At 58.9% G+C, this 25,384-nt stretch carries 26 protein-coding genes; 9 read left to right on the forward strand and 17 right to left on the reverse strand.

Annotated elements, in window-relative coordinates:
• Nucleotides 1-17 precede the first annotated feature (17 nt).
• Entirely contained in the window at nt 18-221 is a 204-nt protein-coding gene (locus ACA074_RS00390) for a twin transmembrane helix small protein (protein ID WP_003220344.1), read from the forward strand.
• Between the two features lie 7 nt (nt 222-228).
• On the opposite strand, the gene ACA074_RS00395 is transcribed toward ACA074_RS00390, so the two are convergent.
• The 4 genes from ACA074_RS00395 to coxB all read right to left on the reverse strand — a co-directional run bounded on the left by ACA074_RS00395 (nt 229) and on the right by coxB (nt 4,535).
• Nucleotides 229-1,116, reverse strand: coding sequence for a cytochrome c oxidase subunit 3 (locus ACA074_RS00395; protein ID WP_187680726.1), 888 nt, complete (start codon nt 1,114-1,116; stop codon nt 229-231).
• Between the two features lie 25 nt (nt 1,117-1,141).
• On the reverse strand, nt 1,142-1,693 hold the full coding sequence (locus tag ACA074_RS00400; protein ID WP_497678231.1) for a cytochrome c oxidase assembly protein: 552 nt from the start codon (nt 1,691-1,693) through the stop codon (nt 1,142-1,144).
• A gap of 45 nt (nt 1,694-1,738) precedes the next feature.
• Nucleotides 1,739-3,325, reverse strand: coding sequence for a cytochrome c oxidase subunit I (gene ctaD / locus ACA074_RS00405; RefSeq protein WP_042556974.1), 1,587 nt, complete (start codon nt 3,323-3,325; stop codon nt 1,739-1,741).
• A gap of 82 nt (nt 3,326-3,407) precedes the next feature.
• Nucleotides 3,408-4,535 carry a cytochrome c oxidase subunit II gene (gene coxB, locus ACA074_RS00410; RefSeq protein ID WP_497678232.1) on the reverse strand — a complete coding sequence of 376 codons (1,128 nt, stop codon included), beginning with the start codon at nt 4,533-4,535 and terminating at the stop codon, nt 3,408-3,410.
• A gap of 369 nt (nt 4,536-4,904) precedes the next feature.
• On the opposite strand from coxB, the gene ACA074_RS00415 reads away from it, so the two are divergent.
• Nucleotides 4,905-5,555 (forward strand): hypothetical protein, encoded by a 651-nt coding sequence (locus tag ACA074_RS00415; protein ID WP_401270804.1) that lies wholly within the window; start codon nt 4,905-4,907, stop codon nt 5,553-5,555.
• A gap of 72 nt (nt 5,556-5,627) precedes the next feature.
• Here ACA074_RS00415 and ACA074_RS00420 read toward each other — a convergent pair whose 3' ends face one another.
• The 4 genes from ACA074_RS00420 to ACA074_RS00435 all read right to left on the reverse strand — a co-directional run bounded on the left by ACA074_RS00420 (nt 5,628) and on the right by ACA074_RS00435 (nt 9,910).
• Nucleotides 5,628-7,154 carry a SulP family inorganic anion transporter gene (locus ACA074_RS00420; RefSeq protein WP_497678233.1) on the reverse strand — a complete coding sequence of 509 codons (1,527 nt, stop codon included), beginning with the start codon at nt 7,152-7,154 and terminating at the stop codon, nt 5,628-5,630.
• A 90-nt stretch (nt 7,155-7,244) separates the two neighbouring features.
• The gene (locus ACA074_RS00425; protein ID WP_187680730.1) at nt 7,245-7,973 is read right to left on the reverse strand and encodes a carbonic anhydrase; all 729 of its coding nucleotides are present in this window, start codon (nt 7,971-7,973) and stop codon (nt 7,245-7,247) included.
• A 237-nt stretch (nt 7,974-8,210) separates the two neighbouring features.
• On the reverse strand, nt 8,211-9,263 hold the full coding sequence (locus tag ACA074_RS00430; protein WP_401270799.1) for a PA0069 family radical SAM protein: 1,053 nt from the start codon (nt 9,261-9,263) through the stop codon (nt 8,211-8,213).
• 101 nt (nt 9,264-9,364) lie between these two features.
• Nucleotides 9,365-9,910 carry a hypothetical protein gene (locus ACA074_RS00435; protein WP_497615819.1) on the reverse strand — a complete coding sequence of 182 codons (546 nt, stop codon included), beginning with the start codon at nt 9,908-9,910 and terminating at the stop codon, nt 9,365-9,367.
• A 252-nt stretch (nt 9,911-10,162) separates the two neighbouring features.
• On the opposite strand from ACA074_RS00435, the gene ACA074_RS00440 reads away from it, so the two are divergent.
• Nucleotides 10,163-10,438, forward strand: a complete 276-nt coding sequence (locus ACA074_RS00440; protein WP_489881416.1) for a hypothetical protein — start codon at nt 10,163-10,165, stop codon at nt 10,436-10,438.
• Between the two features lie 53 nt (nt 10,439-10,491).
• Here the strand turns inward: ACA074_RS00440 and ACA074_RS00445 are convergent, their stop codons facing one another.
• The 3 genes from ACA074_RS00445 to ACA074_RS00455 are packed head-to-tail and all read right to left on the reverse strand — an operon-like array spanning nt 10,492 to nt 14,340.
• Nucleotides 10,492-11,793 (reverse strand): c-type cytochrome, encoded by a 1,302-nt coding sequence (locus ACA074_RS00445; protein WP_497678234.1) that lies wholly within the window; start codon nt 11,791-11,793, stop codon nt 10,492-10,494.
• Between the two features lie 12 nt (nt 11,794-11,805).
• Nucleotides 11,806-13,590: a GMC family oxidoreductase gene (locus tag ACA074_RS00450; RefSeq protein ID WP_497678235.1), complete on the reverse strand. Its 1,785-nt coding sequence runs from the start codon at nt 13,588-13,590 to the stop codon at nt 11,806-11,808.
• Between the two features lie 3 nt (nt 13,591-13,593).
• A complete protein-coding gene (locus ACA074_RS00455; RefSeq protein ID WP_187680736.1) occupies nt 13,594-14,340 on the reverse strand; it encodes a gluconate 2-dehydrogenase subunit 3 family protein in 747 nt (248 codons plus the stop codon).
• A gap of 303 nt (nt 14,341-14,643) precedes the next feature.
• On the opposite strand from ACA074_RS00455, the gene ACA074_RS00460 reads away from it, so the two are divergent.
• Nucleotides 14,644-15,288: a dual specificity protein phosphatase family protein gene (locus tag ACA074_RS00460; RefSeq protein ID WP_497678236.1), complete on the forward strand. Its 645-nt coding sequence runs from the start codon at nt 14,644-14,646 to the stop codon at nt 15,286-15,288.
• Nucleotides 15,289-15,297: 9 nt separating this feature from the next.
• Here ACA074_RS00460 and ACA074_RS00465 read toward each other — a convergent pair whose 3' ends face one another.
• The 3 genes from ACA074_RS00465 to prlC form a co-directional block, all read right to left on the reverse strand.
• Nucleotides 15,298-17,328, reverse strand: a complete 2,031-nt coding sequence (locus tag ACA074_RS00465) for a M3 family metallopeptidase (protein WP_497678237.1) — start codon at nt 17,326-17,328, stop codon at nt 15,298-15,300.
• Nucleotides 17,329-17,439: 111 nt separating this feature from the next.
• Nucleotides 17,440-17,730 carry a YheV family putative zinc ribbon protein gene (locus ACA074_RS00470; protein WP_489881412.1) on the reverse strand — a complete coding sequence of 97 codons (291 nt, stop codon included), beginning with the start codon at nt 17,728-17,730 and terminating at the stop codon, nt 17,440-17,442.
• Nucleotides 17,727-19,778 carry an oligopeptidase A gene (gene prlC / locus ACA074_RS00475; RefSeq protein ID WP_497678238.1) on the reverse strand — a complete coding sequence of 684 codons (2,052 nt, stop codon included), beginning with the start codon at nt 19,776-19,778 and terminating at the stop codon, nt 17,727-17,729. The genes ACA074_RS00470 and prlC overlap by 4 nt, the downstream gene beginning before the upstream one ends.
• 89 nt (nt 19,779-19,867) lie before the next feature.
• On the opposite strand from prlC, the gene ACA074_RS00480 reads away from it, so the two are divergent.
• Both ACA074_RS00480 and ACA074_RS00485 read left to right on the forward strand, forming a co-directional pair.
• Nucleotides 19,868-20,413, forward strand: coding sequence for a gamma carbonic anhydrase family protein (locus ACA074_RS00480; RefSeq protein ID WP_187680741.1), 546 nt, complete (start codon nt 19,868-19,870; stop codon nt 20,411-20,413).
• A 28-nt stretch (nt 20,414-20,441) separates the two neighbouring features.
• The gene (locus ACA074_RS00485) at nt 20,442-21,092 is read left to right on the forward strand and encodes an HAD family hydrolase (RefSeq protein ID WP_401270776.1); all 651 of its coding nucleotides are present in this window, start codon (nt 20,442-20,444) and stop codon (nt 21,090-21,092) included.
• A 55-nt stretch (nt 21,093-21,147) separates the two neighbouring features.
• On the opposite strand, the gene ACA074_RS00490 is transcribed toward ACA074_RS00485, so the two are convergent.
• Nucleotides 21,148-22,224, reverse strand: coding sequence for an aminopeptidase (locus tag ACA074_RS00490; protein WP_497678239.1), 1,077 nt, complete (start codon nt 22,222-22,224; stop codon nt 21,148-21,150).
• 58 nt (nt 22,225-22,282) lie between these two features.
• On the opposite strand from ACA074_RS00490, the gene ACA074_RS00495 reads away from it, so the two are divergent.
• Together ACA074_RS00495 and ACA074_RS00500 are read left to right on the forward strand one after the other, a co-directional pair.
• On the forward strand, nt 22,283-22,705 hold the full coding sequence (locus ACA074_RS00495; RefSeq protein ID WP_497615836.1) for a PA0061/PA0062 family lipoprotein: 423 nt from the start codon (nt 22,283-22,285) through the stop codon (nt 22,703-22,705).
• 40 nt (nt 22,706-22,745) lie between these two features.
• A complete protein-coding gene (locus tag ACA074_RS00500; RefSeq protein ID WP_489881408.1) occupies nt 22,746-23,165 on the forward strand; it encodes a PA0061/PA0062 family lipoprotein in 420 nt (139 codons plus the stop codon).
• Nucleotides 23,166-23,171: 6 nt separating this feature from the next.
• On the opposite strand, the gene ACA074_RS00505 is transcribed toward ACA074_RS00500, so the two are convergent.
• Together ACA074_RS00505 and ACA074_RS00510 are read right to left on the reverse strand one after the other, a co-directional pair.
• Nucleotides 23,172-23,429: a DUF1161 domain-containing protein gene (locus ACA074_RS00505; protein WP_497678240.1), complete on the reverse strand. Its 258-nt coding sequence runs from the start codon at nt 23,427-23,429 to the stop codon at nt 23,172-23,174.
• Between the two features lie 260 nt (nt 23,430-23,689).
• Nucleotides 23,690-24,121: an OsmC family protein gene (locus ACA074_RS00510; RefSeq protein WP_401270766.1), complete on the reverse strand. Its 432-nt coding sequence runs from the start codon at nt 24,119-24,121 to the stop codon at nt 23,690-23,692.
• A gap of 241 nt (nt 24,122-24,362) precedes the next feature.
• Between ACA074_RS00510 and ACA074_RS00515 the strand changes: the two genes are divergently transcribed.
• Nucleotides 24,363-25,364, forward strand: a complete 1,002-nt coding sequence (locus ACA074_RS00515) for an LLM class flavin-dependent oxidoreductase (RefSeq protein ID WP_497678241.1) — start codon at nt 24,363-24,365, stop codon at nt 25,362-25,364.
• Nucleotides 25,365-25,384 lie beyond the last annotated feature (20 nt).

The raw sequence follows: 25,384 nt of genomic DNA on the forward strand, positions 1-25,384 counted from the left end.
TCCCCCGGAGTCTTCCCATGCTCAAAGCAGCCATCGTCCTGCTGCTGATTGCCACGGTGATCAGCCTGTTCAGCGGCCTGTTTTTCCTGGTCAAGGACGACAGCAGTTCCAATCGTCTGGTCATCGCCTTGAGTGTTCGGGTGGCATTGGCCGCTGCCACCGTCGGCTTGATCGCCTGGGGCTTTTACAGCGGCCAACTGGTGTCGCACGCGCCTTGGTGATCCAGGTTCATAGCACGTAAACGAAGATGAACAAGCCGATCCACACCACGTCGACGAAGTGCCAATACCAGCTCGCCGCTTCGAAGCCGAACTGGTGCTCGTTGTCGAAGTGGCCCTTCATGATCCGCATCAGCATCACAAACAGAATGATCGTGCCGATGGTCACGTGGGCGCCGTGGAAACCGGTGAGCATGAAGAACGTCGCACCGTAGATGCCCGAACCCAGGGTCAGGCCCAGCTCCTTATAAGCGTGAATGTATTCTTCGGCCTGGAAGCCGAGAAACGCGCAGCCCAGCAGCACGGTGATCGCCAGCCAGATTTTCAGCGCGCCGCGATGGCCCTTCTTCAAAGCATGGTGGGCAATGGTGATGGTCACGCTGGAGCTGACCAGCAGAATCGTGTTGATCAGCGGCAGGCCCCACGGGCTGATAACGTCTTTGGCCGGCGGGAACAGTTTCGGATCCGGCGTGTTCAGCAGCGGCCAGGTGAACTGAAAATTTGGCCAAAGCATGTGCGCGACCCCTTTTGGGCCTTCACCTCCGAGTGCCGGGCCGGAAATGTGCCGCACGTAGAACAGCGCACCGAAGAAAGCGACGAAGAACATCACCTCGGAAAAGATGAACCAGCTCATGCCCCAGCGAAACGAGCGATCAAGCTGCGCGCTGTAGAGTCCCGCGCGACTTTCCTTGATCACCGTGCCGAACCAGCCGAACAGCATGTACGCCACCAGCAGGCCGCCGATGAAAAAGATCAGCGGGCCGTGGGATTCCGGGCGCGCTGCCTTCAGATCGTTGAACCAGACGGCCAGGCCGTACACGGTGACGAGCATGCCGATCGTGGCGATGATCGGCCATTTGCTCTGGGCCGGAACGTAATAGTGCTCATGAGTTGCCATTTATTGTTCTCCTTATCGGGCACGCTCAACCGCCAGTGTTTACAGCCACCGGTGGATGTCGGGCGGTGATATCGAACAGCGTGTAGGACAGCGTCAGGTGCTTCACATCCTTGGGCATGTCGCGGTCAACAATGAAACGCACCGGCATCTCGATCTGCTGACCGGGCTGCAGCACCTGCTGGGTAAAGCAAAAGCATTCGGTCTTGTGGAAATACGCCGCCGCGTTGCTTGGCGCGATGCTCGGCACGGCTTGCGCACTCATCGGTTTGTCGGTGGGGTTGCGGGCGATGAAGATCATCTCGTTCACCGCGCCGGGGTTGGCCGTCAGCTGGTCGTGCTTTGGGTAGAAGTCCCACGGCATGTCAGCGGTGTTGGTGGACAAAAACTGCACGCGCACCTGGCGGGAGGTGTCGACCACCTGCTCGCCCTCGTACTGCCCACCGGTCTTGCCATTGATGCCGAAGGCTTTGCACATCACGTCGTAGATCGGCACCAGGGCAAACCCGAAGACAAACATCGCCACTACCACCGCGAGCAGGCGGGTAACGAGTTTTTTCAGCGAGATCGAGTCAGCCATGATTTTCAGCCTCTCCCACAGTCATTTGTGCAGGGCGGAAATTGTTCATTTCACTTCCGGCGGCGTAGTAAAGGTGTGATACGGCGCCGGTGACGGCACGCTCCATTCCAGACCTTCGGCGCCATCCCACGGTTTGGCCGGTGCCGGCTCGCCGCCTCGGATGGTCTTGATCACGATGAACAGGAAGAAGATCTGCGTGGCGCCGAACATGAACGCGCCGATCGAGGAGACCATATTGAAGTCGGCGAACTGCAGGTTGTAGTCCGGAATCCGCCGCGGCATCCCCGCAAGGCCCACGAAGTGCATCGGGAAGAAGGCCATGTTCATGCCGATGAACGACAGCCAGAAATGCAGCTTGCCGAGGGTTTCGTCGTACATGTGGCCGGTCCACTTCGGCAGCCAGTAATAGGCCGAGGCGAAGATCCCGAAGATGGCCCCCGGCACCAGCACATAGTGGAAGTGCGCGACCACGAAATAGGTATCCTGATACTGGAAGTCCGCCGGGGCGATGGCCAGCATCAGCCCGGAGAACCCGCCAATAGAGAACAGGATCACGAACGCTACGGCAAACAGCATCGGCGTCTCGAAGGTCAGCGAGCCTTGCCACATGGTGCTCGCCCAGTTGAACACCTTGACCCCGGTAGGCACGGCGATCAGTAGCGTGGCGTACATGAAGAACAGCTCGCCCACCAACGGAATGCCGACCACGAACATGTGGTGCGCCCAGACAATGAACGACAGGAACGCAATGCTCGCCGTGGCGTAGACCATCGAGGTGTAGCCGAACAGCGGTTTGCGCGAGAAGGTCGGGATGATCGAGCTGACGGCGCCGAACGCCGGCAGGATCATGATGTACACCTCGGGGTGGCCGAAGAACCAGAACACATGCTGGAACAACACCGGGTCACCGCCACCGGCGGCACTGAAGAAACTGGTGCCGAAGTGGATGTCCATCAGCATCATCGTCACGCACCCGGCCAGCACCGGCATCACCGCTATCAGCAGGAAAGCAGTGATCAGCCAGGTCCAGACGAACAGCGGCATTTTCATCAACGTCATGCCGGGGGCGCGCAGGTTGAGGATGGTCGCGACCACGTTGATCGCGCCCATGATCGAGCTGATCCCCATCAAGTGGATGGCGAAGATGAAGAACGTCACGCTTTCCGGCGCATAAGTCGTCGACAACGGCGCGTAGAACGTCCAGCCGAAATTCGGCCCGCCACCGGGGCTGAACAGGGTCGAGACCAACAGCAGGAACGCCGCCGGCAGCAGCCAGAAGCTGAAGTTGTTCATGCGCGGCAGGGCCATGTCCGGCGCGCCGATCATCAACGGGATCATCCAGTTGGCGAGGCCGACGAACGCCGGCATCACCGCACCGAACACCATCACCAGACCGTGCATGGTGGTCATCTGGTTGAAGAACGCCGGCTCGACGATCTGCAAACCGGGCTGGAACAACTCGGCGCGGATCACCATGGCGAACGAGCCGCCGAGCAGGAACATGCAGAATGCAAACCACAGGTACAGCGTGCCGATGTCCTTGTGGTTGGTGGTCAGCACCCAGCGCATCAGGCCTTTGGCGGGACCGTGGGCGTGGTCGGCATGACCGTGGTCATCGATGACAGCGCTCATGGCCGGTCTCCTTCAAGTGAGTGGGCTGGGCAGGCCGGGGTACGGAGCCCCGACTGGTTCACGAAGTACGCAATAGACCGGCTCATTTGCTTTCCGCCTGTTTCAGCTCCAGCACTTCTTTTGGCGTGACCATGTCGCCCTTGTTGTTGCCCCAGGCGTTACGTTCATAGGTCACGACCGCTGCGATATCGACTTCCGACAACTGTTTGCCGAACGCCGCCATGGCGGTGCCGGGCTTGCCGTGGAGGACAATGTTCAGGTGATCCTTGATCGGTCCGGTGGCGATTTTCGAGCCCTTGAGCGCCGGGAACATCGGCGGCAGGCCTTGGCCTTCGGCTTGGTGACAGGCGACGCAAGCGGTGTGATAGACCTTGTCGCCGCGCTCTTTGAGCTCGTCGAGAGTCCATTCCTTGCTGGTCAGTTCTTTGAGCTGCGCAGCTTCGGCCTTGCGTTCGGCCAGCCATGCTTCGTAGTCGGCCTTTTCCTTGACCTCGACCACAATCGGCATGAAGCCGTGATCCTTGCCGCACAGTTCGGCGCACTGGCCACGGTAGATGCCGGGTTTGTCGACACGGGTCCAGGCTTCGTTGACGAACCCCGGAATCGCATCGCGTTTGACCGCGAAGGCCGGCACCCACCAGGAATGGATCACGTCAGCGGAGGTCACGAGGAAGCGCACCTTGGCGCCGGTCGGCAGCACCAGCGGCTTGTCGACCTCAAGCAGGTAGTGCTCGCCCTTGGCTTCCTTGTTGTGGATCTGCTCGGCGGGCGTGGCCAGGTTGCTGAAGAACTCGACGTCCTGGCCCAGGTATTTGTAGTGCCACTTCCACTGATAGCCGGTGACCTGGATATCGATATCCGGCTCACTGGCGTCGTACATCTTGATCAGGGTTGCGGTCGCCGGAACGGCCATCGCCACCAGAATCAGCAGCGGGACGACGGTCCAGAGAATTTCGACGGTGGTGCTTTCGTGGAATTTTGCGGCGACCTGCCCGGTTGAACGGCGGTGCACCATCATCGACCAGAACATGGCGCCGAAGACGATGATCCCGATCACCACACAGATCCAGAAAATGGTCATGTGCAGGTCGAATACTGCGTGACTGATTTCAGTCGCTCCAGGCGCCATATTCACAGTCCAGGCCGCATTGGCCTGGCTGAAAATCGACCACAACAGGAGGCCCATCCAGACGTGTGGATGTCGCATCATTGCGGGTTCCCCTTATCGTTCTTGTTATCCCGCCGGCTTTCGCCTGCGGCAAGGGAGCGGCTGCATCAGACTACGAACTTGAATCGCCGGGCCTTGCTGCGGGTGCAGTCGGGCGTCATCAGCTAACTCCATTCAATGGCGAGTATAGACAGCGACTGGAAATTGCAATGTGAGGACGTAAATGAACTGAAACAGCCGAGACTTGCGTTCAAGGGCACGAATGGAGAAGGATGCAGACGAGAGGTGGTAAATCGATATAACGCAGGCGCATCAAGGATGAAATAATTATGACAAATGCGTCTTAGCATTTTTCGTAAGCCAGCTAACTTATGTCTTCCCTATTTCATTGCCTTGTTCCCTGGAGTTTTCATGAACACCGCCGCATTGCGCGAGCAGATCCAAACCGCCCAACAGCACGAGAAAGACACCGGCCTGCTGACCCGTCAGCTGGAAAGCAAGCTGCCTCATTTACACCCGGCGATCCAATTGCCGGAAGCCGACGCCAAAGGCGTGCTGACGCGTTTTGTCGCCGCCTACATCGATGAAGTGCCAGACCTGCTGGATGCAGCCAATGAAGTCGCCAGGGAAGCGGGAATCGAATCGCAGATCAAACCGGTGCTGAAAATCGCCGAGCAGTATTTCCTCCAGCCGCCGGTAATCATGGCCGGGCACGTTGGCCTGGACAGCCTGCTGGACGAAGCCTACCTGGCGCACCGTTTTGTCGAAGAGGTCAACGACCTGTACATCAAGCATTTCGGCCAGCCACTGATCCCCTTGGACATGACGGTCGCCAATCTGATTGCTCACCAATTGATCGGTGAGGAGTTTGCCAACCAACTGGACGAAGCGGTGCATCACGCCATCGACGAGATGCTCAACGAAGAGAGTTTTGCGCTGGAGTCGGTAGAGGCCTACCGCGAAAAACTCAGCAGCCCCGACACCGGTGCGGCGTGGAAACGCTGGCCGTGCATGGGCCGTCGATTGGGTGTGGGTCTGGAGCTGGATCAACCGGCTGCTTAACCCAGAAACACCTCAACACCTGTGGGAGCTGGCAAGCCAGCTCCCACAGGTGTTGTGTTCAGGCGGGAAAATTTAGCCGGCCGCGCCGATCCCGGTGGTAGTCCGAATCCGCCCTTCAAGCCTGCGCTTCAACCCTCGCGACTCAATCAACAGCTTCGACCCCTTCGCCGCATTCGCCCGGCTCCACTCTTCCAGCAACTCCAGACACGAATGGTCGATGTAGCTCAGGTTATTGAGCGGCACATGCACCGTGGTGCCCATAGGAATCGTGTTCAGCACCTGCGTCAGCGCCGGCACCTTGAGGAACGTCGCCGCCCCCACCAGACGCAACTCCATCTCGCCGTCCTGCGGCAGATCGATCAAGCTGATCTTCAAGCGCGAAGCCTTGAACGCCAGTTTCAGCAAGGTCAGGCCGAAGCCGATCAGCACGCCGGTCAACAGGTCGGTGAAGATGATCGCCAGCGCCGTCGCGGCGTAAGTGAACATCGGCATCCGGCCATAACGACCCAGCCCGCGAAACGCCTTGAGATCCACCAGTTTGAAACCGGTATACACCAGCACACCCGCCAAACTCGCCACCGGAATGCTTTGCAGCACGCTCGACAGCAACAGCACGAACGCCAGCAGCCACAGGCCATGGAAGATTGTCGAATAGCGCGTGGTCGCACCGGCCTGGACGTTGGCCGAACTGCGCACGATTACCCCGGTCATCGGCAACGCGCCGACCAGGCCGCAAAGCATGTTGCCGACGCCTTGTGCCGACAGTTCACGGTCGAAGTCCGAACGAACACCGCTGTGCATGCGATCCACCGCCGCCGCCGACAACAGGGTTTCGGCGCTGGCGATAAACGCCACGGCAAACGCAGCGATCAGCAGCGTCGGGTCCGCCAGACTGAGCAGATCCGCCGGTTTCAGCCAATCGATGGCTTCTGCCAGATTGGCCGGCACCTCGACGCGTTTAACCTGCAACGCCAGCATCAGACTGGCACCCGTCGCCAGACCCACACCCAGCAATGCGCCGGGAATAAAGCGCAGGGAATGCGGACGGAGTTTCTCCCACAGCCACATCACCGCAATAGTCGCCAGCCCGAGCAGACCGGCCTGCCAGCCAAACGACGGCAAGGCTTGCGCCACCGCAGCGGGGAACGCTGTGAGGTTATCCAGCCCAGAGGGCTTTGGTGAGGCGTCGAGCATCACATGGATTTGTGAGAGCACAATCAACACGCCGATCCCGGCCAGCATGCCGTAGACCACCGCTGGCGCTGTGACCCGAAACCAGCAACCGAGCTTCAGTCGCCCGGCCACCAGTTGCAGGAAACCGGCCAGCAGCAGAATCGGCCCGAGCATCTCGATGCCGTGCTGGCGCACCAGTTCAAACACCAACACTGCCAGACCCGCTGCCGGCCCGCTGACCTGCAACGGCGAACCCGCCAGCCAACCGACTACCAGACCGCCGATGATCCCGGTGATCAGACCTTTGGCTGGCGGCAACCCTGACGCAATCGCAATGCCCATGCACAGCGGCAGGGCGACCAGAAATACAACCACCGAAGCGAGCAGCTCCCGTGGCAACACCGCTTTTAATTGAGCAGCACGCATGATGACTCTCCCGAAGCTTTCTTCAGGCGTGGCGAGGCCGGGCCGCTGAAACAGCGGCCGGCGTCAAACCACACAGATTGTTAGGAAGATTTAGAAGCGCGCTTTGGGCGTCGCCACCGGAATCGGATGGCTGCCGTCGAGCGGCAGGAAGCAGCCCTGATCCGCGTCGTAAGCTTTGATTTCGCTGGTTTCGATGTTGTAGACCCAGCCATGGATGAACAGATGACCGTTCGCCATGCGCGAGGCTACCGAAGGATGGGTACGCAAGTGCTGCAATTGGGCGATGACGTTTTCCTCAGTGAGGATCGGCATGCTTTCTTTTTCGTCGGCGCAGTTACAGTTTTCATGCACCATGGTTTTGGCCACTTCGGCGTGGCGCAACCAGGCTTTGACCGTCGGCATTTTTTCCAGGCTGTCGGGGTTGAGCACCGCGCGCATGGCGCCGCAATCCGAGTGGCCGCAGATGATGATGTGCTGCACGCCGAGCGCCAGCACCGCGTATTCGATCGCAGTGGAAACGCCGCCGTTCATCTGGCCGTAGGGCGGTACAACGTTGCCGACGTTACGGGTCACGAACAGATCGCCGGGCGAACTCTGGGTGATCAGTTCGGGCACGATGCGCGAGTCGGCGCAGGTGATGAACATCGCTTTTGGCGACTGGGCCGTGGCGAGTTTCTTGAAGAGTTCTTCCTGCTGCGGGAAGACCTCATGATGAAAATGCAAAAAGCCGTCTACGATCTGACGCAGCGCTGCATCGGCGGATTCCGCCACAGGGGCTTGCGCCGACGCAGCCAACGGCTGTTTATCCTTGTCACTCATGATTCATCCTCTTAGGCGGATTCAGGGAGTCATGCCCCGGTATTCCGGTATGAAGCCAGTGGCTGTTTAAAACATCCGAGTCATCCCGACCCGTCAGTCACTCGATGAACAAGGTAGCCGTCGAAACTTAACTCAAACTGAATCAAGCGCTCTAGAACGTGTGTTCCAGGTCACAAAAAACGTGACTGGCAGTTTCGACGGAAGGGTTCCGACCACTCAACCATAGGTCAATTGTCGCTAAATCAACGACATCTGGCGACCCGGCGGACAGAAGGCTGTGCAATCGAGGTTGTAGCTCTCGCGATGATTGAGGCCCAGACGCTTGATGGCTTTGGCAAACCTCTGCGCCAGCAGATCTGCAAACGGCCCTTCACCTCGCATCCTCGCGCCGAAACGGCTGTCGTAGAGCTCGCCGCCACGGCTTTGTCGAACCAGGCTCAACACATGCGCTGCGCGTTGCGGATAATGCGCTTGCAGCCATTCCTCGAACAGCGGCGCCACTTCCAGCGGCAGGCGCAGCATCATGTAGGCCGCACTTTGCGCGCCGGCGGCTTGGGCCTCGGTCAGCAGGCTTTCGATCTCGCTGTCGTTGATCATCGGAATCATCGGTGAACACAGCACTCCCACCGGAACTCCCGCTTCACGCATCACCCGGATTGCCCGCAAGCGCGCCTTGGGCGCAGCGGCGCGGGGTTCGAGGATTCGCTTCAGTTCATCGTCCAGTGTGGTCAGGCTGATCATCACCGCCACCAGCCGCTGTTGCGCCAGTTCGGTGAGCAAGTCGAGGTCGCGCAGGATCAACGAGCCCTTGGTGACAATGGTCACCGGGTGCCGATAACGCAGCAGCACTTCGAGGATCTGGCGGGTGATCTTGTGTTCGCGTTCGATCGGCTGATACGGATCGGTGTTGGAACCGAGATTGATCGGCGCGCATTGATAGCCTTTTTTCCCGAGCTGTTCTTCCAGCACTTGGGCAGCGTTGGTCTTGGCGATCAGCTTCGTTTCGAAATCGAGCCCCGGCGACATGTCCCAATAGGCGTGGCTGGGCCGCGCGTAACAATAGATGCAGCCATGTTCGCAGCCACGATAGGGGTTGATAGAGCGGTCGAACGGCAGATCCGGCGAGGTGTTGCGGGTGATGATCGTCTTCGCCGTTTCGATCATCACCTCGGTGCCCTGGGTCTCGGGCACTTCCTGATACCAGCCGTCGTCTTCGGCAACCGAGCGGCTCGGTGCGAAGCGGTTGTGCGGGTTGCTGGCGGTGCCGCGACCACGGTCAGGGATGGCCATAATGAAATTCCACGATGCTGTATGTCCGTACAGTATCGTGGAAATGGGTAACCCGCCAGTGCCGTCGGGCGATGAGCAAGATAATAGAGTTGTCAGTCAGTTCAGGCTTTGAACCCTTTCATTGAGGCAAAAGAATTTGCGATCCTCTTGAATGCAAGTTGATCGTTAAGATCAATGCGGTTATCGCCGTTGGCATCTACAGTATTTGAAACCTTGTTATACAGGCCGTTTCTATAATCTGTCGCTGTGACGGTAAAGTCAGGCTGGCTCAAACCGCTATTTGAAACATTGAACAGTCCAATTTTGACATCGGGCGGTGCAGCCGGGCTGCCGTTATTATCGAAAGACACCAGCATGCTCTTATAGCGACGGCCCTCATCCTGCTTGCTTAAACCTGCAATAGCAGAGGCAATATCAGCGGCGAGGGTGTAATAAGACTGGTCATCTTCATCAAGGTCGCCATCTCCCTCGACATCGTCATACCCTTCGACGGTTTCATATTTTTTACTGACCGTGTTGTATTCAACTGTGACAACTACGTTGGGTTTACGGCCCGGCGCATATCCATCGTTGTATCGGGAGATGATCGCTTCGGCGTGATGATCTCCCTTGATATCCTTGAACTCATATAACACTGCGTAATTCATAATGTCCGCTCCCTGCCATAGTCAATATTAAAAGTGTAGTAGTCACGCCTTTGAAATTAGAACTGCAGTCAATAAATGTCTACTGTCATAGTTGACAGGGTGTATATATCGACAGCAAGACAGTCAGCACTGTCTGCTTATACACCCTGTGAGGTATGACAGTAGATGTGTTCATGCTTTGGATTTAGCCTGAGGAGCGCGCGGCAACTTTGCCGGTGATCCTGGCTTAATCAACGGACAGAGATTTTATTTATGACGATCAGGATATTGCTCGAAATCGCGGATATGGACCGAGATGGAAATCCGGAGGTCGCGTTCTATCACTACGATGAAGACGCCACCGAAATGATGGATTACGACTACTCGTTGTTCGCTTCTTCGTCGGAAGGTAACGGTCGTTATGACTTGATTTCCGAAGACGTCGTCGATGCTGACGGCGATGGCGACATCGATAAACACGACAAGAAGCTTTACTTGCAGTTGGCGGATGCCTTTGCGCAATTCAAGGGCTTTCAGTCCAAGCGTTGATTGGCCCGCTGACACAGCACAAGCCTTCGTGCCATGTCAGCGGTATTCAAGCGTCAGTTATGCGAAGTGACTTGCCCCAGGTCATCGCCGGAAGTGGTCTGCATATCGTTCTTGCGCAGGCTGGCAACATCGGCTGCTTTCACTGGAGCGCCCTTGTTACCCCAACTGCCGCGAATAAAACTCACCACATCTGCGACTTCCTGATCCGACAGGCGCCATGCATACGCGGGCATGGTGAAGGTCGAAGGCGCCGTGTGCGTCGCTGGCAAAGTCCCGCCCTTGAGCACAATGTGAATCAACGAAGTCGGGTCATCTGATTGCAGCACCGGATTGCCTGCCAGCGCCGGGAATACCCGCGTATAGCCGTGGCCGTCCGTGCGGTGGCACGCCGCGCAGTTGTCGATGTACACCGCTGCGCCGCGCTGACTGTCGTCACCGTTCCACAGGGCCTTGGCGATTTTTTCGTCGTACTGGTGCGGCTGATCGTTCGGATCAGTCGCTGGCAACGACTTGAGATAGCGGGCAATCGCGGTCAGGTCGGCGTCGGTCATGTATTGCATGCTGTGGGTGACCACATCGCTCATGCCGCCGAACACTGCGCTACGGTCGCTGCGACCGGTCTTGAGGAATTGCACCAGTTGCTCTTCACTCCAGCTACCCAGGCCGTCCTTGTGGTCACCGCGCAGACTCTTGGCGATCCAGCCTTCCAGCGGCGCGCTGCCGGCCAGGAAGTTTTTACCATCCGCTGCACTCAAGGATTTTTCCTGCATGGTCAGGGCACGTGGCGTATGACAGGCGCCGCAATGTCCGAGGCCTTCCACCAGATAAGCCCCACGATCAATGACCGGATCTTCTGACGTGGCCTTGTAGTCCTCGACCTTCGGCGCAAACATCCAGCGCCAGCCCATCAACGGCCAGCGCATGCTCAACGGCCACGGGATGTCGCTGGCCTTGTTCTCCTGCGCCACCGGTTCAACGCCTCGCATGAAGTACGCGTACAACGCTTTCATGTCGCCTTCGCTGACACGGGCGTAGGACGGATACGGCATTGCCGGGTACAACGTACTACCGTTTTTGGCGACGCCGTGACGCACGGCCTGATCGAAGTCCTCGAAGCTGTAATCACCGACGCCGGTTTTATCCGGGGTGATGTTGGTCGAGTAGATCGTGCCAATCGGGGTTTCCATCGGCAGTCCACCGGCGAAAGGCTTGCCGTCCTTCGCGGTGTGACAAGCCACACAGTCGCCGGCGCGGGCGAGGTATTCGCCCTGTTTGATCAAGGACTGATCAACTTCGGCCGCTTGCAAAGTAGCGCTGCCGAGCAGGGCCAGGGTCGCGATAACAAAACTCTTCATGGTCATCGCTCCTTAAGCCTGAACCAGCGGGCCGGGGTTTTTCAGGTATTGCTCGCGGATCGCTTTCGCCGACCAGTAAGTCAGCGCAGCCACCAGCCCTGTCGGGTTGTAGCCCAGGCCCTGCGGGAACGCCGATGCCCCCGGCACGAACACGTTGTGCACGTCCCAGCTCTGCAAGTAGCGGTTCAGAACGCTGGTTTTCGGGTCGGTGCCCATGATCGCGCCACCGTTGAGGTGGGTGGTCTGGTACGACGCGGTGTTGAAGTGGTCGCCGACTTTCTTGCCGATCACCGCAATGGCTTTCGGGCCCATTGCTTCGGCGACTTTGCCCATTTTCTCGACCATGAAGCGGTTCATCTTGATGTCGTTTTCCTGCCAGTCGAATGTCATCCGCAGCAGCGGCAAGCCGTAGGCATCGCGGTACACCGGATCGAGATCGAGGTAGTTGCCTCTGTAGGATTGATGCGCGCCGTGAGCGTCCATCGATACCTGATGGGTGTAGTAATCGGCGGTCGCGCGTTTCCACGCACTGCCCCAGGCCGGAGTGCCCGGTGGGTTGGAGGTGCCAGCAATCGGTCGGCTGCCAGCCTGGTTGACCCACATCGGCGAGCCACCGACGAAGCCGTGCGGGCCGTGGTCGAAGTTGTCGGCGTTGAAGTCATCCAGCGCCACACCGTTGCCACCGGCACCGATGAAGTTGTTGGTGTGGGTGTCCTTGTCGAAGAACGCTTTTATGGTCGCCATGTTCTGGTAGGCGAAGTTACGCCCGACCACACCTTCGCCGCTGATCGGGTCGTAGGGCTTGCCGATCCCGGAGAGCAGCATCAGCCGCACGTTGTGCAACTGGAAGGCGCCGAGAATCACCAGATCCGCTGGTTGCTCGATCTCGCGGCCCTGACCGTCGATGTAAGTCACGCCGGTGGCTTTGGTTTTGCTGCTGTCGAGGTTGACCTGCAATACATGCGAGTTGGGCCGCAGCTCGAAATTCGGCAAAGGCTTGAGCGCCGGCAGAATGTTCACGTTTGGCGAAGCCTTGGAATACATGTAGCAAACGTAACCGCTGCAAAATCCGCAGAAGTTGCACGGGCCCATCTGTGCGCCGTAGGGATTGGTGTACGGCCCTGAAGTATTCGCCGAAGGCAGGTTGTAGGGTTTGTAACCAACCTCTGTGGCCGCTTTACCGAACAGCTGTGCGGAAACGGTGTTTTTCTGCGCTTCCAACGGGAAGTGGTTCGAGCGATCCGGTGCGTAGGGGTTGCCGCCCTTGCCCTGACCTACGAGTTGCCCCTTCACCGTCCATGCCTGACCCGAGGTGCCGAAGACTTTTTCGGCGTAATCGAAGAACGGCTCCAGTTCTTCATAGCTGACACCGAAGTCCTGGATGGTCATGTCCTTGGGGATGAAGCTTTTGCCGTAGCGTTCTTCGTAGTGGCTGCGCATACGCAACTCGATCGGGTCGACGCGAAAGTGCACGCCCGACCAGTGCAGCCCTGCACCGCCGACGCCGTTGCCCGGCAGGAACGCGCCCAATTGGCGGTTCGGCAAAGCGATATCGTTAACGCTGTGGCGAATGGTGACGGTCTCTTTGGAAATGTCCTGGAAAAGTTTTTTGCGCACGCTGTAGGTGAGTTCGTCGATCACCTGCGGATAGTTGCCGTCGGGGTAGGTGTCCTGCATCGGCCCGCGCTCCAGCGCCAGCACGTTAAGACCCGCTTCGGTCAGCTCCTTGGCCATGATCGCGCCGGTCCAGCCGAACCCGACGATAACTGCGTCGACCTTCTTCATTACCGTTGCCATGCCTTAAGCCCTCTCGCCGCGAATCGAAACTGCCGGGAAGGGGTATTGCTCGTTGCGTTCCACCCAATCCATGAAATCGGCGCGGGCGCCGGGGAAGCCGATCATGGTCCAGCCGACCATGCCTTTATTGCCGCCGTGGATCGGATCGCAGAAGAACCCTTCCTTGGTGTTTTGCAGCAGCAGATTGAAGAAAATCTTCGCCGGGACGCTATCGAACGGCGGTTTTCCGGCTTCGAGTTGCTTGAGCAAATCGTCTCGGGTAGCGCTGTCTTGCTCGGCAAATGTTTTACCGTTGAGGGATTTGGTCCACTGATCCGTGGCGGCGATGCCGAGGCGATAGATCTCTTTTGGCACCAGTTTGCTCTGCCAGCCCATCTCCGGTGCTGCGTCGGCATTGAACGGACCCTGCATGTACCAAAGGGCACCGGCGGCATACGGGGTGTTCATCTGACGGTCGATGTATTCCGGCACGCCGGCTTCAAGCGCACCCGGGCCTTGGGCATCGTTGGGAATCAATTGCGCCACGGCAGCATTGATGAATGCCCATTCTTCTGCGGTGAAATAGCTCGGCTGATAAACGCCTGCGTCGCCGCGAGCCGGTTGCGCGGCAGGTTTGGCCGGTGCGGCTTCAGGCGCTGCTTGCAGCACGCTGCTGCCCAGACCGGTACCCGCCAGGGTCACCACTGGAATCAGGGTCAGGGATTTGCGCAAAAACTCACGCCGCGGGTTGTCTCGATCTGCATCAGACATGGGGGGCACCTCATCAGGCATTGATGGTTGTCAGCCGTTTCTGAGAACGGTTTCAGGATTTGTCGTCGCGACGTGGCCGGTTGACCCGGAAAAGGGGGGCGCATCTGCAACATGATGTGACAAATGGTAGCAGGCTAAGCATCCGGTTGAATCGATTCAGCGTAAAAAGACTGAAATTTTGCTTGCCGGTCCGCTGTAACAGCGCGGGTTCACGATTCTTTGACAGCCGGCTCACGGGGCTTTGACCGGCAGGCTGCGAAGCTGCGTGCTATCACTGAACCATCTCGATACGGTCAACCCAGCATGCCCCGAATGCGCCTTTTCCCTGCTTTGTGTTTATCGCTTGTTGCCCTGCTGCACTTGATCCCCGCCCAGGCGGCTGACAGTCCGACCCCCCGTCCGCCTGAGTGGGCGCAACCGGTTGAAGTGCAATACAACCTGTTCCAGATGTCGCCAACCCTCTACCGCAGCGCATTGCCTGATGGCGGTGTGGTGCCGTTGCTGAAGAATCTCAAGGTGGCCACTGTGATCAACTTCCTGCCGGAAGCCGATACCAATTGGCTGTCCGAGCCGGGCATCAATCAGGTGCAGTTGCCGTATCGCACCAACCACGTCGACGACAGCGACGTGCTCAAGACCTTGCGCGCCATCGAGAGCGCCGAAGCCAATGGCCCGGTGTTGATGCATTGCAAACACGGCTCCGATCGCACCGGCCTGATGGCCGCGATGTACCGGGTGGTGGTGCAGGGCTGGAGCAAAGAGGACGCCTTGAGCGAGATGACCCAAGGCGGGTTTGGTGAGAGCGGGCACTTTCGCGACAGCGTGCGTTACGTGATGCAGGCCGATGTCGACAAGTTGCGCACCGCGCTGGCTAACGGCGATTGCAGTACCAGCGCGTTCGCAACTTGTTCGATGAAGAGCTGGTTCCAGACGGTCAATTTGAAATGATCGACCCACTCAATCGGTCGTGGCCGCAAATAGCGCTGCGTTGATCGGCCGGTCTAGAAAGGTTTCCAGCGCTTTCAGTAACGAGCGTGAGTCGCCGGGGGCGAAGAACGCATCGCGAAAATCCCGACCCGTTTGCGGGTCGAACACCCCATCACGCTGAAACCGTTCGAACACTTCGGTGGCCAATACGCCAGACCACTTGTAGGCATAGACCGATGCCTCATAACCGGTCACCAGGTAGTCAAAACCATTGGCGAAACGGTGATATCCCGACAGTTGCAGGTGAGGAACTTCACGCTGCACATCCTTGAACACTTGTTCGATGCTGCGGCTATCGCCTTGACTGCAATGTAATTGCAGATCGAACAGTGCCGTCATCAGCAACATTGCGGTTGTGCGACTTGTGTGGGCACCAATGGCCGCCAGCGCGGTGTTGACCCGAGCCTCAGTCAGCTGTTCGCCACTCTGGTAATGAGCCGCCAGCCACAACAGAAACGAGGGCGACAGGCAAAAGTGTTCGAACAACTGCCCGGCGAATTCGGCGGTATCGCGTCCCAGTTGGGAAATACCCGCCAGGTTGCGATGGGGCGATCGCGTCAGAACATGCTGCAGACAGTGGCCGAATTCGTGGAACAGCACCCGCAGATTTTCGTGAGAGAGCAGGCAGGGATGCTCGTCAGTGGCAGCCGTGAAGTTGCTATAAAGACGGGCGATCGGTAGCGATGGCCGCCCCTCGGCATTGATTCGGCGAATGCGCAGGACAGTGGTGAACGCGTAGTCGGCGTCCTCTTCACGGTGATAGGGATCAAAGTAGATATACCCGATCACCTGCCCGTGCTCGCTGACCTCAAAGAGCCTTACATCGTCGTGCCAGTGGCTGAACGTCGTCTGTTCGACGATGCGGATCCCGAACAGGCGCTCGCTGAACTGACAGAGCCGACGCAAGGTGCCATCAAGCGGGAAGTATTGCCGCAAGCCTTTCAGCGCACCGTTCAATTGCTGAACGCGCAGTTGCTCGGCAAGAAAGTCTTCATCCCACGCCTGTACGTGCGCAATCCCCAGCGTGTGTGCGAACGCTTTCAGGGCCTGGGTATCGCGCAGCAATGCCGGTTTATTCAAAGCCACTTGCTGACGCAAAAAGGCAGCGACCTGCTCAGGAGACGATGCCATGCGATTTTCGAGGCGTAACTGGACGTAATTCTCGAAACCCAATACCCGGGCTTTCTCGTGACGCAAGGCGACCAGTACGGTCAGCACCGGATCGTTATCGAGTTTGTCCGCCCGGGGGCCCTGGTCGGACGCCCGGGAAAGCCAGGCAGTGAAATACGCCTCCCGCAGCGCCCGGTCCTGTGCATGGGTCAGGATTTGCCGGTAGGTGTTTTGATCCAGCGTGAGCAGCCAGCCGTCGTGTCCTGCCTGTTTGGCATTGAGGGCCAGACGCGCCTTTGCCGCGGCAGACAAGCCTTCAAGCTGCGTGACGTCGTCGATGCGCTTGCTCCATGCGGCGTTTGCCAGCTCCAGATTGCTTTTAAACAGTTGCTCCATACTTTTGATGTCGCGGTTCAGGCGGGTGAGTTTCTGCTGCTGTGCAGGCGGTAGTTCGATACCGGACAAGCGGAATTTGCGCAGAACCTTCGCCAACGAGGCTTTGCGCTGACCATCGAAACTCGCCGCCACCGAACTCTTCGCCAGACGTTGATAAACACGGTAGAGCGCCAGGTTAGCGGCCTTGTCGGCCGTGTACTGGGCCGCGACAAGGCTGCACAACGCGCTGTCCCTGAGCCAGTCGATATCGTCGGGTTTTACGGTCGAGAGGGTTTCAATGACGCCTATGGCTTCATCCAGACGAGCATCGGCCTCATCAATGGCAACCACCAGATCGTCCCAGCCAGGATGTTCGGTCTGGCTGGCGATCACCTGCGCAATGATCTGGCGGTTTTCGGCAACGATCACGTTGATGGCCGGAAGCAGATGCTCGGCGCGAATCGCCGACCACGGGGGCAGAGTCCAGTTTTGTAACAGCGGATTGGTGTCAGGCATGGCGTCTTCCTTGAGGCGTGGCTGAATGGGCCAGCCTAAACAGGAAGAGCGGGAGATGGGCGGTAGATAGTTACCACCTTCCACCGCTTAGCGACGGAAGGTGGCAGTGACTCATTGTTGCGGGTCAGGCTTTTTCGCAAGCTTGGGGTTGGGGAAGAACTGCACTGCCTGAACCTTCTTGTCCGGCGGTGGCTTGAGCGCGCTGGTGTTGACCCGCGTGCCCAGCTCTTTCGGTACCGACAGCCCTTGCTCGTTCAGCGTGTCGGAGTAACCGCAGGCCACGCATTCGCGGTGCGGCACGGTGTCCTCGTTCCACATCATCAGCTTGTCCGGCTCGCTGCACGCCGGGCAGACCGCCCCGGCGATAAAACGTCTTTTGGTAATCACAGGCCCCTCGCTCATGCTGCCGCGTCCTCACTGAGGCCGCTGTGGCGCAAGAGTGCGTCAATCGACGGCTCGCGACCACGGAAGTCGACGAACAACACCATCGGCGCCTGCGAACCGCCGCGAGCCAGAATCGCTTCGCGGAACGCGCGACCGGTTTCAGCGTTGAGCACGCCGTCCTCTTCGAACTTCGAAAACGCATCGGCCGACAGCACTTCCGCCCACTTGTAGCTGTAGTAACCCGCAGCGTAACCGCCGGCAAAGATGTGCGCGAAGCTGTTCGGGAAGCGGTTGTAGGCCGGTGGACGCATCACCGAAACCTCGTCACGTACGCCTTCGAGCACCTGCAACACGCTGCGGCCATCGCCGTGTGTGGCATGCAGTTCGAAGTCGAACAGCGAGAATTCCAGCTGACGCACCATCATCAGGCCGGACTGGAAGTTCTTCGCCGCGAGCATTTTTTCCAGCAGATCCTGGGGCAGCGGCTCGCCGGTTTCGTAGTGGCCGGAAATCAACGCCAGGCCTTCCGGCTCCCAGCACCAGTTTTCCATGAACTGGCTCGGCAGCTCGACCGCGTCCCACGCCACGCCGTTGATGCCCGAAACACCGACGTGATCAACGCGGGTCAGCAGGTGATGCAGGCCATGACCGAATTCGTGGAACAGGGTGGTGACTTCGTCGTGGGTCAGCAGCGCAGGCTTGCCACTGTCGGCCGGGGTGAAGTTGCACACCAGATTGGCCACCGGACTTTGCAGCACGCCTTCGGCAGTGCGGCGGCGGTCGCGGGCGCCGTCCATCCACGCACCGCCACGCTTGTTGGCGCGGGCATACAGGTCGAAGAAGAAGCGGCCGACGTGCTGGCCGTTTTCCTTGATTTCGAACAGGCGGACATCCGGGTGCCAGGTGTCGAAGCCTTTCTGCTCGGCGATTTCGATGCCGTACAGACGCTGGACGATGGCGAACAAACCGCCCAGCACTTTGTCGATCGGGAAGTAGGCGCGCAGGGTTTCCTGGGCGACGCTGTAGCGTTGTTCGCGGAGTTTTTCACCGTAGAAACCGCTGTCCCAGCTTTGCAGATCGGCGCAGCCCTGTTCGGCGGCGTAAGCGCGCAGCTGTTGCAGGTCCTGCGCGGCGAACGGTTTACTGCGCTTGGCCAGATCACGCAGGAAGCTCAGCACCTGATCGCTGGACTCGGCCATTTTGGTCGCCAGGCTCAGCTCGGAGAAACTGGTGAAGCCCAACAGTTTGGCCAGTTCCTGACGCAGGTCGAGGATCTCTTCCATCACCGGGCTGTTGTCGTTCTGACCGGCATTCGGGCCTTGATCCGAGGCGCGGGTGCAGTAGGCGGCGTAGACTTCTTCGCGCAGCGTACGGTCCTGGGCGTAGGTCATCACCGCGTAGTAGCTCGGGAATTCCAGGCTGATCAGCCAACCATCAAGGCCTTTGGCCTGTGCAGCGGCGGCCATTTGCGCCTTGGCCGAATCGGTCAGGCCGGCGAGGGCGGCTTCGTCGGTGACGTGCTTGGTCCAGGCCTGGGTGGCGTCGAGCAGTTGGTTAGAGAAACGGCTGCCCAGTTCGGACAGCTTGCTTTGCACTTCGGCGTAGCGCTTCTGATCGGCTTCAGGCAGGTCGATACCCGACAGGCGGAAATCGCGCAGGGCGTGTTCCAGAATGGTTTTTTGCGCCACGTCGAAACCGGCGGCTTCCGGGCTGTTGGCCAAGGCTTCATAAGCCTGGAACAGTTCGCGGTTCTGGCCCATCTCGGTGGAGTAGGCGCTCAGGGCCGGCAGGCACGACTCGTAGGCTTCACGCAGTTCGGCACTGTTGCACACGGCGTTGAGGTGGCTGACTGGGCTCCATGCGGCACCGAGACGGTCATTGAGTTCGTCCATCGCCAGCACCAGGCCGGCCCAGGTAGGGTTCTGGCGTTGGGTTTTGAGGATATCGGCGATGGCGGCGCGGTTGTCGGCGAGGATGGTTTCGATCGCTGGCAGCACGTGCTCGGCACGGATCGTGGAGAACGGCGGCAGGTCGTAGGACTGCAGAAGAGGGTTGTTCACGCTCACGGTTGGCACCTTGGCTGGAAGAAACATGCGCCCATCTTAATTACAATCGACACTCACCGCAGCTATCGGCGACAGAGAGAGAACTAATCGTGCCCCTTCGCAAGTACCAGAATCATACCCCGCAGTTGCGCAAAGGCGCGTTTGTCGACGCCTCGGCGGTGGTGATCGGCGACGTCGAAATCGGCGAAGACAGCTCCGTCTGGCCGCTGACAGTCATTCGTGGCGACATGCACCGCATCCGCATCGGTGCGCGTACCAGCGTGCAGGACGGCTGCGTGTTGCACATCACCCACGCCGGCCCGTTCAACCCGGACGGCTTCCCGCTGTTGATCGGCGACGACGTGACCATCGCCCATAAAGTCATGCTCCATGGCTGCACGGTTGGCAGTCGCGTGCTGATCGGCATGGGCAGCATCGTCATGGATGGCGCGGTGGTCGAGGACGATGTGATCATCGGCGCCGGCAGCCTGGTGCCGCCGGGCAAACGCCTGGAAAGCGGTTTTCTGTACGTGGGCAGCCCGGTGAAACAGGTCCGTGCGCTGACCGAAAAGGAAAACGCCTTCTTCACCTACAGCGCGGCGAACTACGTGAAGCTAAAGGACCTGCACCTGGCCGAAGGCTACGACCAGCTCTGAATCGACTTACACCTGCTCAGGATTTCTCATGCATTACCAGACCGTACTGTTCGACCTCGATGGCACCCTGACTGACCCGCGTGAGGGCATCACCCGTTCCATCCAGTTCGCCTTGGGCAAACTCGGCATCGACGAGCCGGATCTGACCAAACTGGAACACTTCATCGGCCCACCGCTGTTGCAGGCGTTCATGCAGTTTTATGGGTTTGACGAGGCCAAAGCGTGGGAGGCGGTGAATTTCTATCGTGAGCGCTTCAGGGTCACCGGTCTGTATGAGAACCAAGTGTTCGAGGGTGTTACGCCGTTGCTGGAAACCCTCAGCGGGCAAGGGCGGCAGTTGTATATCGCGACGTCCAAGCCGTGGGTGTTTGCCCGTGAGATTGCCCGGCACTTCGATTTTGCCCGTCACTTTAAGGTGATTTACGGCAGTGAGCTGGATGGCACGCGGACCAACAAGGTTGAACTGATTGCTCATCTGGTGGCCGAGGAAGGGCTGGATCCGGCGAATACGCTGATGATTGGCGATCGCAAGCATGACCTGATCGGCGCGCGCAGCAACGGGCTGGATGCGGCGGCGGTGGGTTATGGGTTTGGCAGTTTTGAAGAGTTGAATGCCGAAGCGCCTACCTTCCACTTTGAAACGCTGGCCGAGTTGCATCAGGCATTTATGCGGCGCTAATCAGTACGCCATCGCTGGCTTGCCAGCGATGAGGCCAGTTCGGTCACTGACGGACTTAGCGCTCTGCGAGCGCTTTCAATGCCGCTTTGCGCTCCGCGACAGGGAGCCCCCCTAACCGCTCGACCTCGGCATAAAACCTCACCCAATCCCCCCCGACCTGCCTGAACAAAGCAGCAAACGCCGGCACCCATTGGTCATACAGCCCAAACGGCAACAGCCGCGCATTGTTCAGCGGCGCATTGACCCAAGCGTCATAACGCTTGTCCCCGGCCCACTGGCCGTCTCGCATCAGCCGATAATCCCGGCGAAACTGCTCGAACTCTGCCGCTTTGCGCTCACGCATCTGCTCGACGGGCAGCGGCTGGGCATAAAGTTTTTCCAGGCGTGAGCGCGTATTCAGCACCAAATCGATGAACTGATCACGCTGCTTGAGCTTGGAATCGGTATCCGGAGGCAACCCACGAAACGCGCGCCACTGCCGCGTGCCTTCCTGCTCGACAAACGTGGCGAAGGACTCGTTGAACTCAGTGTCGTCCTTCACATAGACGCGTTGATGGGCCAATTCATGAAAGATCAGCGTGGCCAGGCGTTCGTCGCCCCAGCCCATCATCGAGTTGAGGATCGGATCGTTGAACCAGCCCAGCGTCGAATAGGCCTCGACGCCACCCATCGACACGTCCATCCCTTGCAGGCGCTGAATCGCCGCTTCGCCCCGCGCCGCGCTTTGGCTGTAGTAGCCGCGATAAGCCACGCACCCGGCAATCGGGAAGCAATGGTTTTGCGGGGTCAGGGAAAATTCCTGGGTGGCGAATACGTTCCACACTACAAACGGCCGGCCAATGTCGGCGTACAAGCGATAGCTCTGGTTATCCGGTAGATGCAGGTGCTCGCTGGCGAAGGCCCGAGCCTTTTGCGACTGGGCCAGGCGCGTGCGCAGTTTTGCATCGCGATTCGGGTCGGCAATCACCTCGGCCACGGGTTCCCGCGCCCCCAGTAATTGCAACTGACCACCGGCCAACTGGCTGTAATAGCTGACGCTGGAACAACCGTTGAGCAACAAAAGCATCACACCCGGAAACAAAATCCGAAAAACGCGATCAAGTAACCGATGGCTTGGAAGCGGCCTGATCAAAATAAGAAATCCCTGGAAAGTCTGCCCGCAAGACTATCCCGCCCATTGGAGCTTCGCTATGCGCATGTTGATGCTGACAGGAGGCCTGCTGACGCTGGCCGGTTGTGCCGGATTCGGAATGCCCGATCCAGACCCTTCGCAAGCCTGGATTGATCTGAATGCCAGGCAACAGGACACGGCGCTGCAAGCGCTGCAGGTCGACAGCAAGGCTGCTGTCGACAAACGTTACTTCGAGGTGCAGCCGGGCAGCCATGAACTGAAGGTGCGCTATCAGTTTCCGGTTGACGCGACCAATATCGGCCCCGATGCCGAGCCGCTATGGCGCGATTGCCAGTTGAGCGTCAAATTCAAGGATTTCAACGCTGGCCAGCGTTATCAGTTGCAGGCCGGCAGTATCGGATTCCGCCCATGGGCCAAGCTGTATGACGAGCAGCGCAAGGTCGTGGGGCAGGGCACGCCGGCAGGCTGTCAGAAGACCTGATCGGCGTTATGCTGGTTGTCCAATCCAAAGGACATTGATCATGCGCAGGTTGACGCTGTTGCTCGCTGCAAGTGTGGTTGCCGGTTGCCAGAGCCCGATGCCGGCGGCGGACCCCGGCAAAGCCTGGGTCGACTTCGCCATGCCCACGCCGGGCGGCAAGGTGCTGATGGCCGAACGGCTGGACAATGTGCGCTTGCAGGATGGCCGCTTCTTTCAAGTCGCGCCGGGTAGTCATGAGCTGACGGTGCGTTTTGATTTCGAGATATTCGGCGGTGGTCAGGGCATGGACACTGATCCGCAGGAGCGCCTTTGCTACATGACCCTGCGCTACGATCATTTCCAGGCAGGGCAACGTTATCGGCTCGAAGCCCGGTCATTGGCCTTTACGCCAAGCGCCCGGTTGCTAAACCGCCAGGGGCAGATCGTTGCCGAGGAACGGCAGGTCAACTGCGTGCCCTGAGCGATATCAGCGATCGTTTTTCTGATAGATGATCGCTTTTGTGCCGTTGTCGCAGGTACCCACGACCATAGCTACGTCGTGCTTGTCCGCTTCTACTTTGGAAACTATTTCCAAGGTGTAGGAGGGTACGGCATTCGCTTGAATCTTGACTTCGATTTCGTTCTTGAGTTCTTCGCAGTGTTTGATGGCACCCGGCGCGTCGGGCGCGGCAAAAACCGATGTGGCCAGTGCACTGCAGAGGATCGCCAAGCCAATACGTTTCATCAATGTAGCTCCTTGAGGCAGCGCGCACGGGCGTGCGCTGAAGCTGCTGTCACTTATTCGACCACACTTTGCCAGAGCGGGTTCTGACTTCGCTCACAACTCGTGTTTTCGGTTTCAGATTTTTGGTGACGCTTAGATGGCTATCGCGAGCATGCTCACTCCTACAGTGAATCTCGGTTGTTCACAATCAATGTGCCCGCTGGAGATCAAATGTAGGAGTGAGCCTGCTCGCGATAGCGTCAGACCCGGTCAGCGATGACTCAGCCGACCAGCGAAGCCTCAAGGGTGATCTTGGCATTCAAAACCTTGGACACCGGGCACCCTTCCTTGGCCTTGTTGCTCAGTTCTTCAAACTGCGCCTGAGTCGCCCCCGGGATTTTTGCCTTGAGGATGAGTTTCACCGCCGTGATGGCGAAACCACCGTCAACCTGATCAAGCGTGACTTCGGCGTTGGTGTCGATGCTGTCGGCTGTCAGGCCTGCATCGCCGAGAATCATCGAAAACGCCATGGAGAAACAGCCGGCATGCGCAGCGCCGATCAGTTCTTCGGGGTTGGTGCCTTTGCCGCCCTCGAAGCGGGCCTTGAAGCCGTAGGGGGCTTCTCTGAGGACGCCGGTCTCGGTGGAGATCGAGCCGATGCCGGTTTTCAGATCACCTGCCCAATGTGCGGATGCTTTCTTAACAATAGCCATGTCTGCCTCCTCAAGATCTGGTGCGGAACGCCGCGCCGTCGTGGTTTTTGCTTACAAGGCTTCTGAGGATAGACGCCGGAACAAAGTTCAGCTCATCTGAATGGTTGACTTTTTTAGTAGGAAATTTCGCCTGTGCTATTGAAATTCGGGTATATGCCCACATTGCACAAAACACGCTTATGGATTCGGCAGGTTTTCGTTCGCAAGAAAAACCTGCCTCCTCACTCGGAGAAGCAGGTTTATGAAGCAACTCTCAGACGTAAAATTTTCCACCCTCGATCTGGTGCCAGTGCGCGAAAACGGCAGCCCGGCGCAGTCACTGCGCAACTCGCTGGACCTGGCGCAGCATGTCGAGAAATTCGGCTACACGCGGTTCTGGGTAGCTGAGCATCACAACATGGATGGCATCGCCAGTTCCGCGACTTCGGTGCTGCTGGGTTATCTGGCCGGTGGTACGTCGACGATTCGTGTCGGCTCCGGCGGAGTCATGCTGCCCAACCACGCGCCGCTGGTGATCGCCGAGCAGTTCGGCACCCTTGAAAGCCTGTATCCGGGGCGGATCGACCTCGGTCTGGGCCGTGCGCCGGGTTCCGATCAGATGACCGCCCGCGCCCTGCGCCGTGAGCGTTCCGGCAGTGCCGATGATTTCCCCGAGGACGTTGCCGAGCTGGCGTGCTTTCTCGGCCCGCGCACCCCGGATCAGCGGGTAATCGCGATGCCCGGCACCGGCACCAATGTGCCGATCTGGCTGCTCGGTTCCAGCCTGTTCAGTGCGCAACTGGCCGGTGAACGCGGTTTGCCCTACGCCTTTGCCTCGCATTTCGCCCCGCGCTTCATGCACGAGGCGATTCGCGTCTACCGCAATCATTTCAAGCCGTCGGCGGTGTTGGACAAGCCATATGTGATGCTCGGTGTGCCGCTGGTGGCGGCGGATACCGATGAAAAAGCGGATTACTTGGCGACCTCGGTGTACCAGCGCATTCTCGCGTTGATGCGTGGGCAAAGCCTGGTGCAACGTCCGCCCGTGAAAACCATGGACGGCCTGTGGCTGCCCCATGAGCGTGAGGCGGTAGGTGACTTCCTCGGTCTGGCGATGGTCGGCAGTCCGCAGAAGATCCGCGCCAAGCTGGAGGTGCTGGTTGAACAGACTCAGGCGGATGAGCTGATATTCACCAGCGATTTGTATGAACACGCTGATCGCGTGCATTCCTACGAGTTGCTGGCGCAGGTGATGAAGGGCTGACTCAACCCCTGAATTGGAAA

The organism is Pseudomonas sp. LBUM1655, assembly GCF_059716085.1.

Bases quoted from the DNA above. Each gene is read 5' to 3' on its own strand.
- ACA074_RS00470 (WP_489881412.1), bottom strand. From the start codon at position 17,730: ATGAGCGAGGGGCCTGTGATTACCAAAAGACGTTTTATCGCCGGGGCG.
- ACA074_RS00390 (WP_003220344.1), top strand. From the start codon at position 18: ATGCTCAAAGCAGCCATCGTCCTGCTGCTGATTGCCACGGTGATCAGC.
- ACA074_RS00485 (WP_401270776.1), top strand. From the start codon at position 20,442: ATGCATTACCAGACCGTACTGTTCGACCTCGATGGCACCCTGACTGAC.
- ACA074_RS00395 (WP_187680726.1), bottom strand. From the start codon at position 1,116: ATGGCAACTCATGAGCACTATTACGTTCCGGCCCAGAGCAAATGGCCG.
- ACA074_RS00455 (WP_187680736.1), bottom strand. From the start codon at position 14,340: ATGTCTGATGCAGATCGAGACAACCCGCGGCGTGAGTTTTTGCGCAAA.
- ACA074_RS00425 (WP_187680730.1), bottom strand. From the start codon at position 7,973: ATGAGTGACAAGGATAAACAGCCGTTGGCTGCGTCGGCGCAAGCCCCT.
- ACA074_RS00495 (WP_497615836.1), top strand. From the start codon at position 22,283: ATGCGCATGTTGATGCTGACAGGAGGCCTGCTGACGCTGGCCGGTTGT.
- ACA074_RS00450 (WP_497678235.1), bottom strand. From the start codon at position 13,590: ATGGCAACGGTAATGAAGAAGGTCGACGCAGTTATCGTCGGGTTCGGC.
- coxB (WP_497678232.1), bottom strand. From the start codon at position 4,535: ATGATGCGACATCCACACGTCTGGATGGGCCTCCTGTTGTGGTCGATT.
- ACA074_RS00440 (WP_489881416.1), top strand. From the start codon at position 10,163: ATGACGATCAGGATATTGCTCGAAATCGCGGATATGGACCGAGATGGA.
- ACA074_RS00515 (WP_497678241.1), top strand. From the start codon at position 24,363: ATGAAGCAACTCTCAGACGTAAAATTTTCCACCCTCGATCTGGTGCCA.
- ACA074_RS00445 (WP_497678234.1), bottom strand. From the start codon at position 11,793: ATGAAGAGTTTTGTTATCGCGACCCTGGCCCTGCTCGGCAGCGCTACT.
- ACA074_RS00505 (WP_497678240.1), bottom strand. From the start codon at position 23,429: ATGAAACGTATTGGCTTGGCGATCCTCTGCAGTGCACTGGCCACATCG.
- ACA074_RS00465 (WP_497678237.1), bottom strand. From the start codon at position 17,328: ATGCCTGACACCAATCCGCTGTTACAAAACTGGACTCTGCCCCCGTGG.
- ACA074_RS00430 (WP_401270799.1), bottom strand. From the start codon at position 9,263: ATGGCCATCCCTGACCGTGGTCGCGGCACCGCCAGCAACCCGCACAAC.
- ACA074_RS00460 (WP_497678236.1), top strand. From the start codon at position 14,644: ATGCCCCGAATGCGCCTTTTCCCTGCTTTGTGTTTATCGCTTGTTGCC.
- ACA074_RS00500 (WP_489881408.1), top strand. From the start codon at position 22,746: ATGCGCAGGTTGACGCTGTTGCTCGCTGCAAGTGTGGTTGCCGGTTGC.
- ctaD (WP_042556974.1), bottom strand. From the start codon at position 3,325: ATGAGCGCTGTCATCGATGACCACGGTCATGCCGACCACGCCCACGGT.
- ACA074_RS00435 (WP_497615819.1), bottom strand. From the start codon at position 9,910: ATGAATTACGCAGTGTTATATGAGTTCAAGGATATCAAGGGAGATCAT.
- ACA074_RS00420 (WP_497678233.1), bottom strand. From the start codon at position 7,154: ATGCGTGCTGCTCAATTAAAAGCGGTGTTGCCACGGGAGCTGCTCGCT.
- ACA074_RS00400 (WP_497678231.1), bottom strand. From the start codon at position 1,693: ATGGCTGACTCGATCTCGCTGAAAAAACTCGTTACCCGCCTGCTCGCG.
- ACA074_RS00415 (WP_401270804.1), top strand. From the start codon at position 4,905: ATGAACACCGCCGCATTGCGCGAGCAGATCCAAACCGCCCAACAGCAC.
- ACA074_RS00510 (WP_401270766.1), bottom strand. From the start codon at position 24,121: ATGGCTATTGTTAAGAAAGCATCCGCACATTGGGCAGGTGATCTGAAA.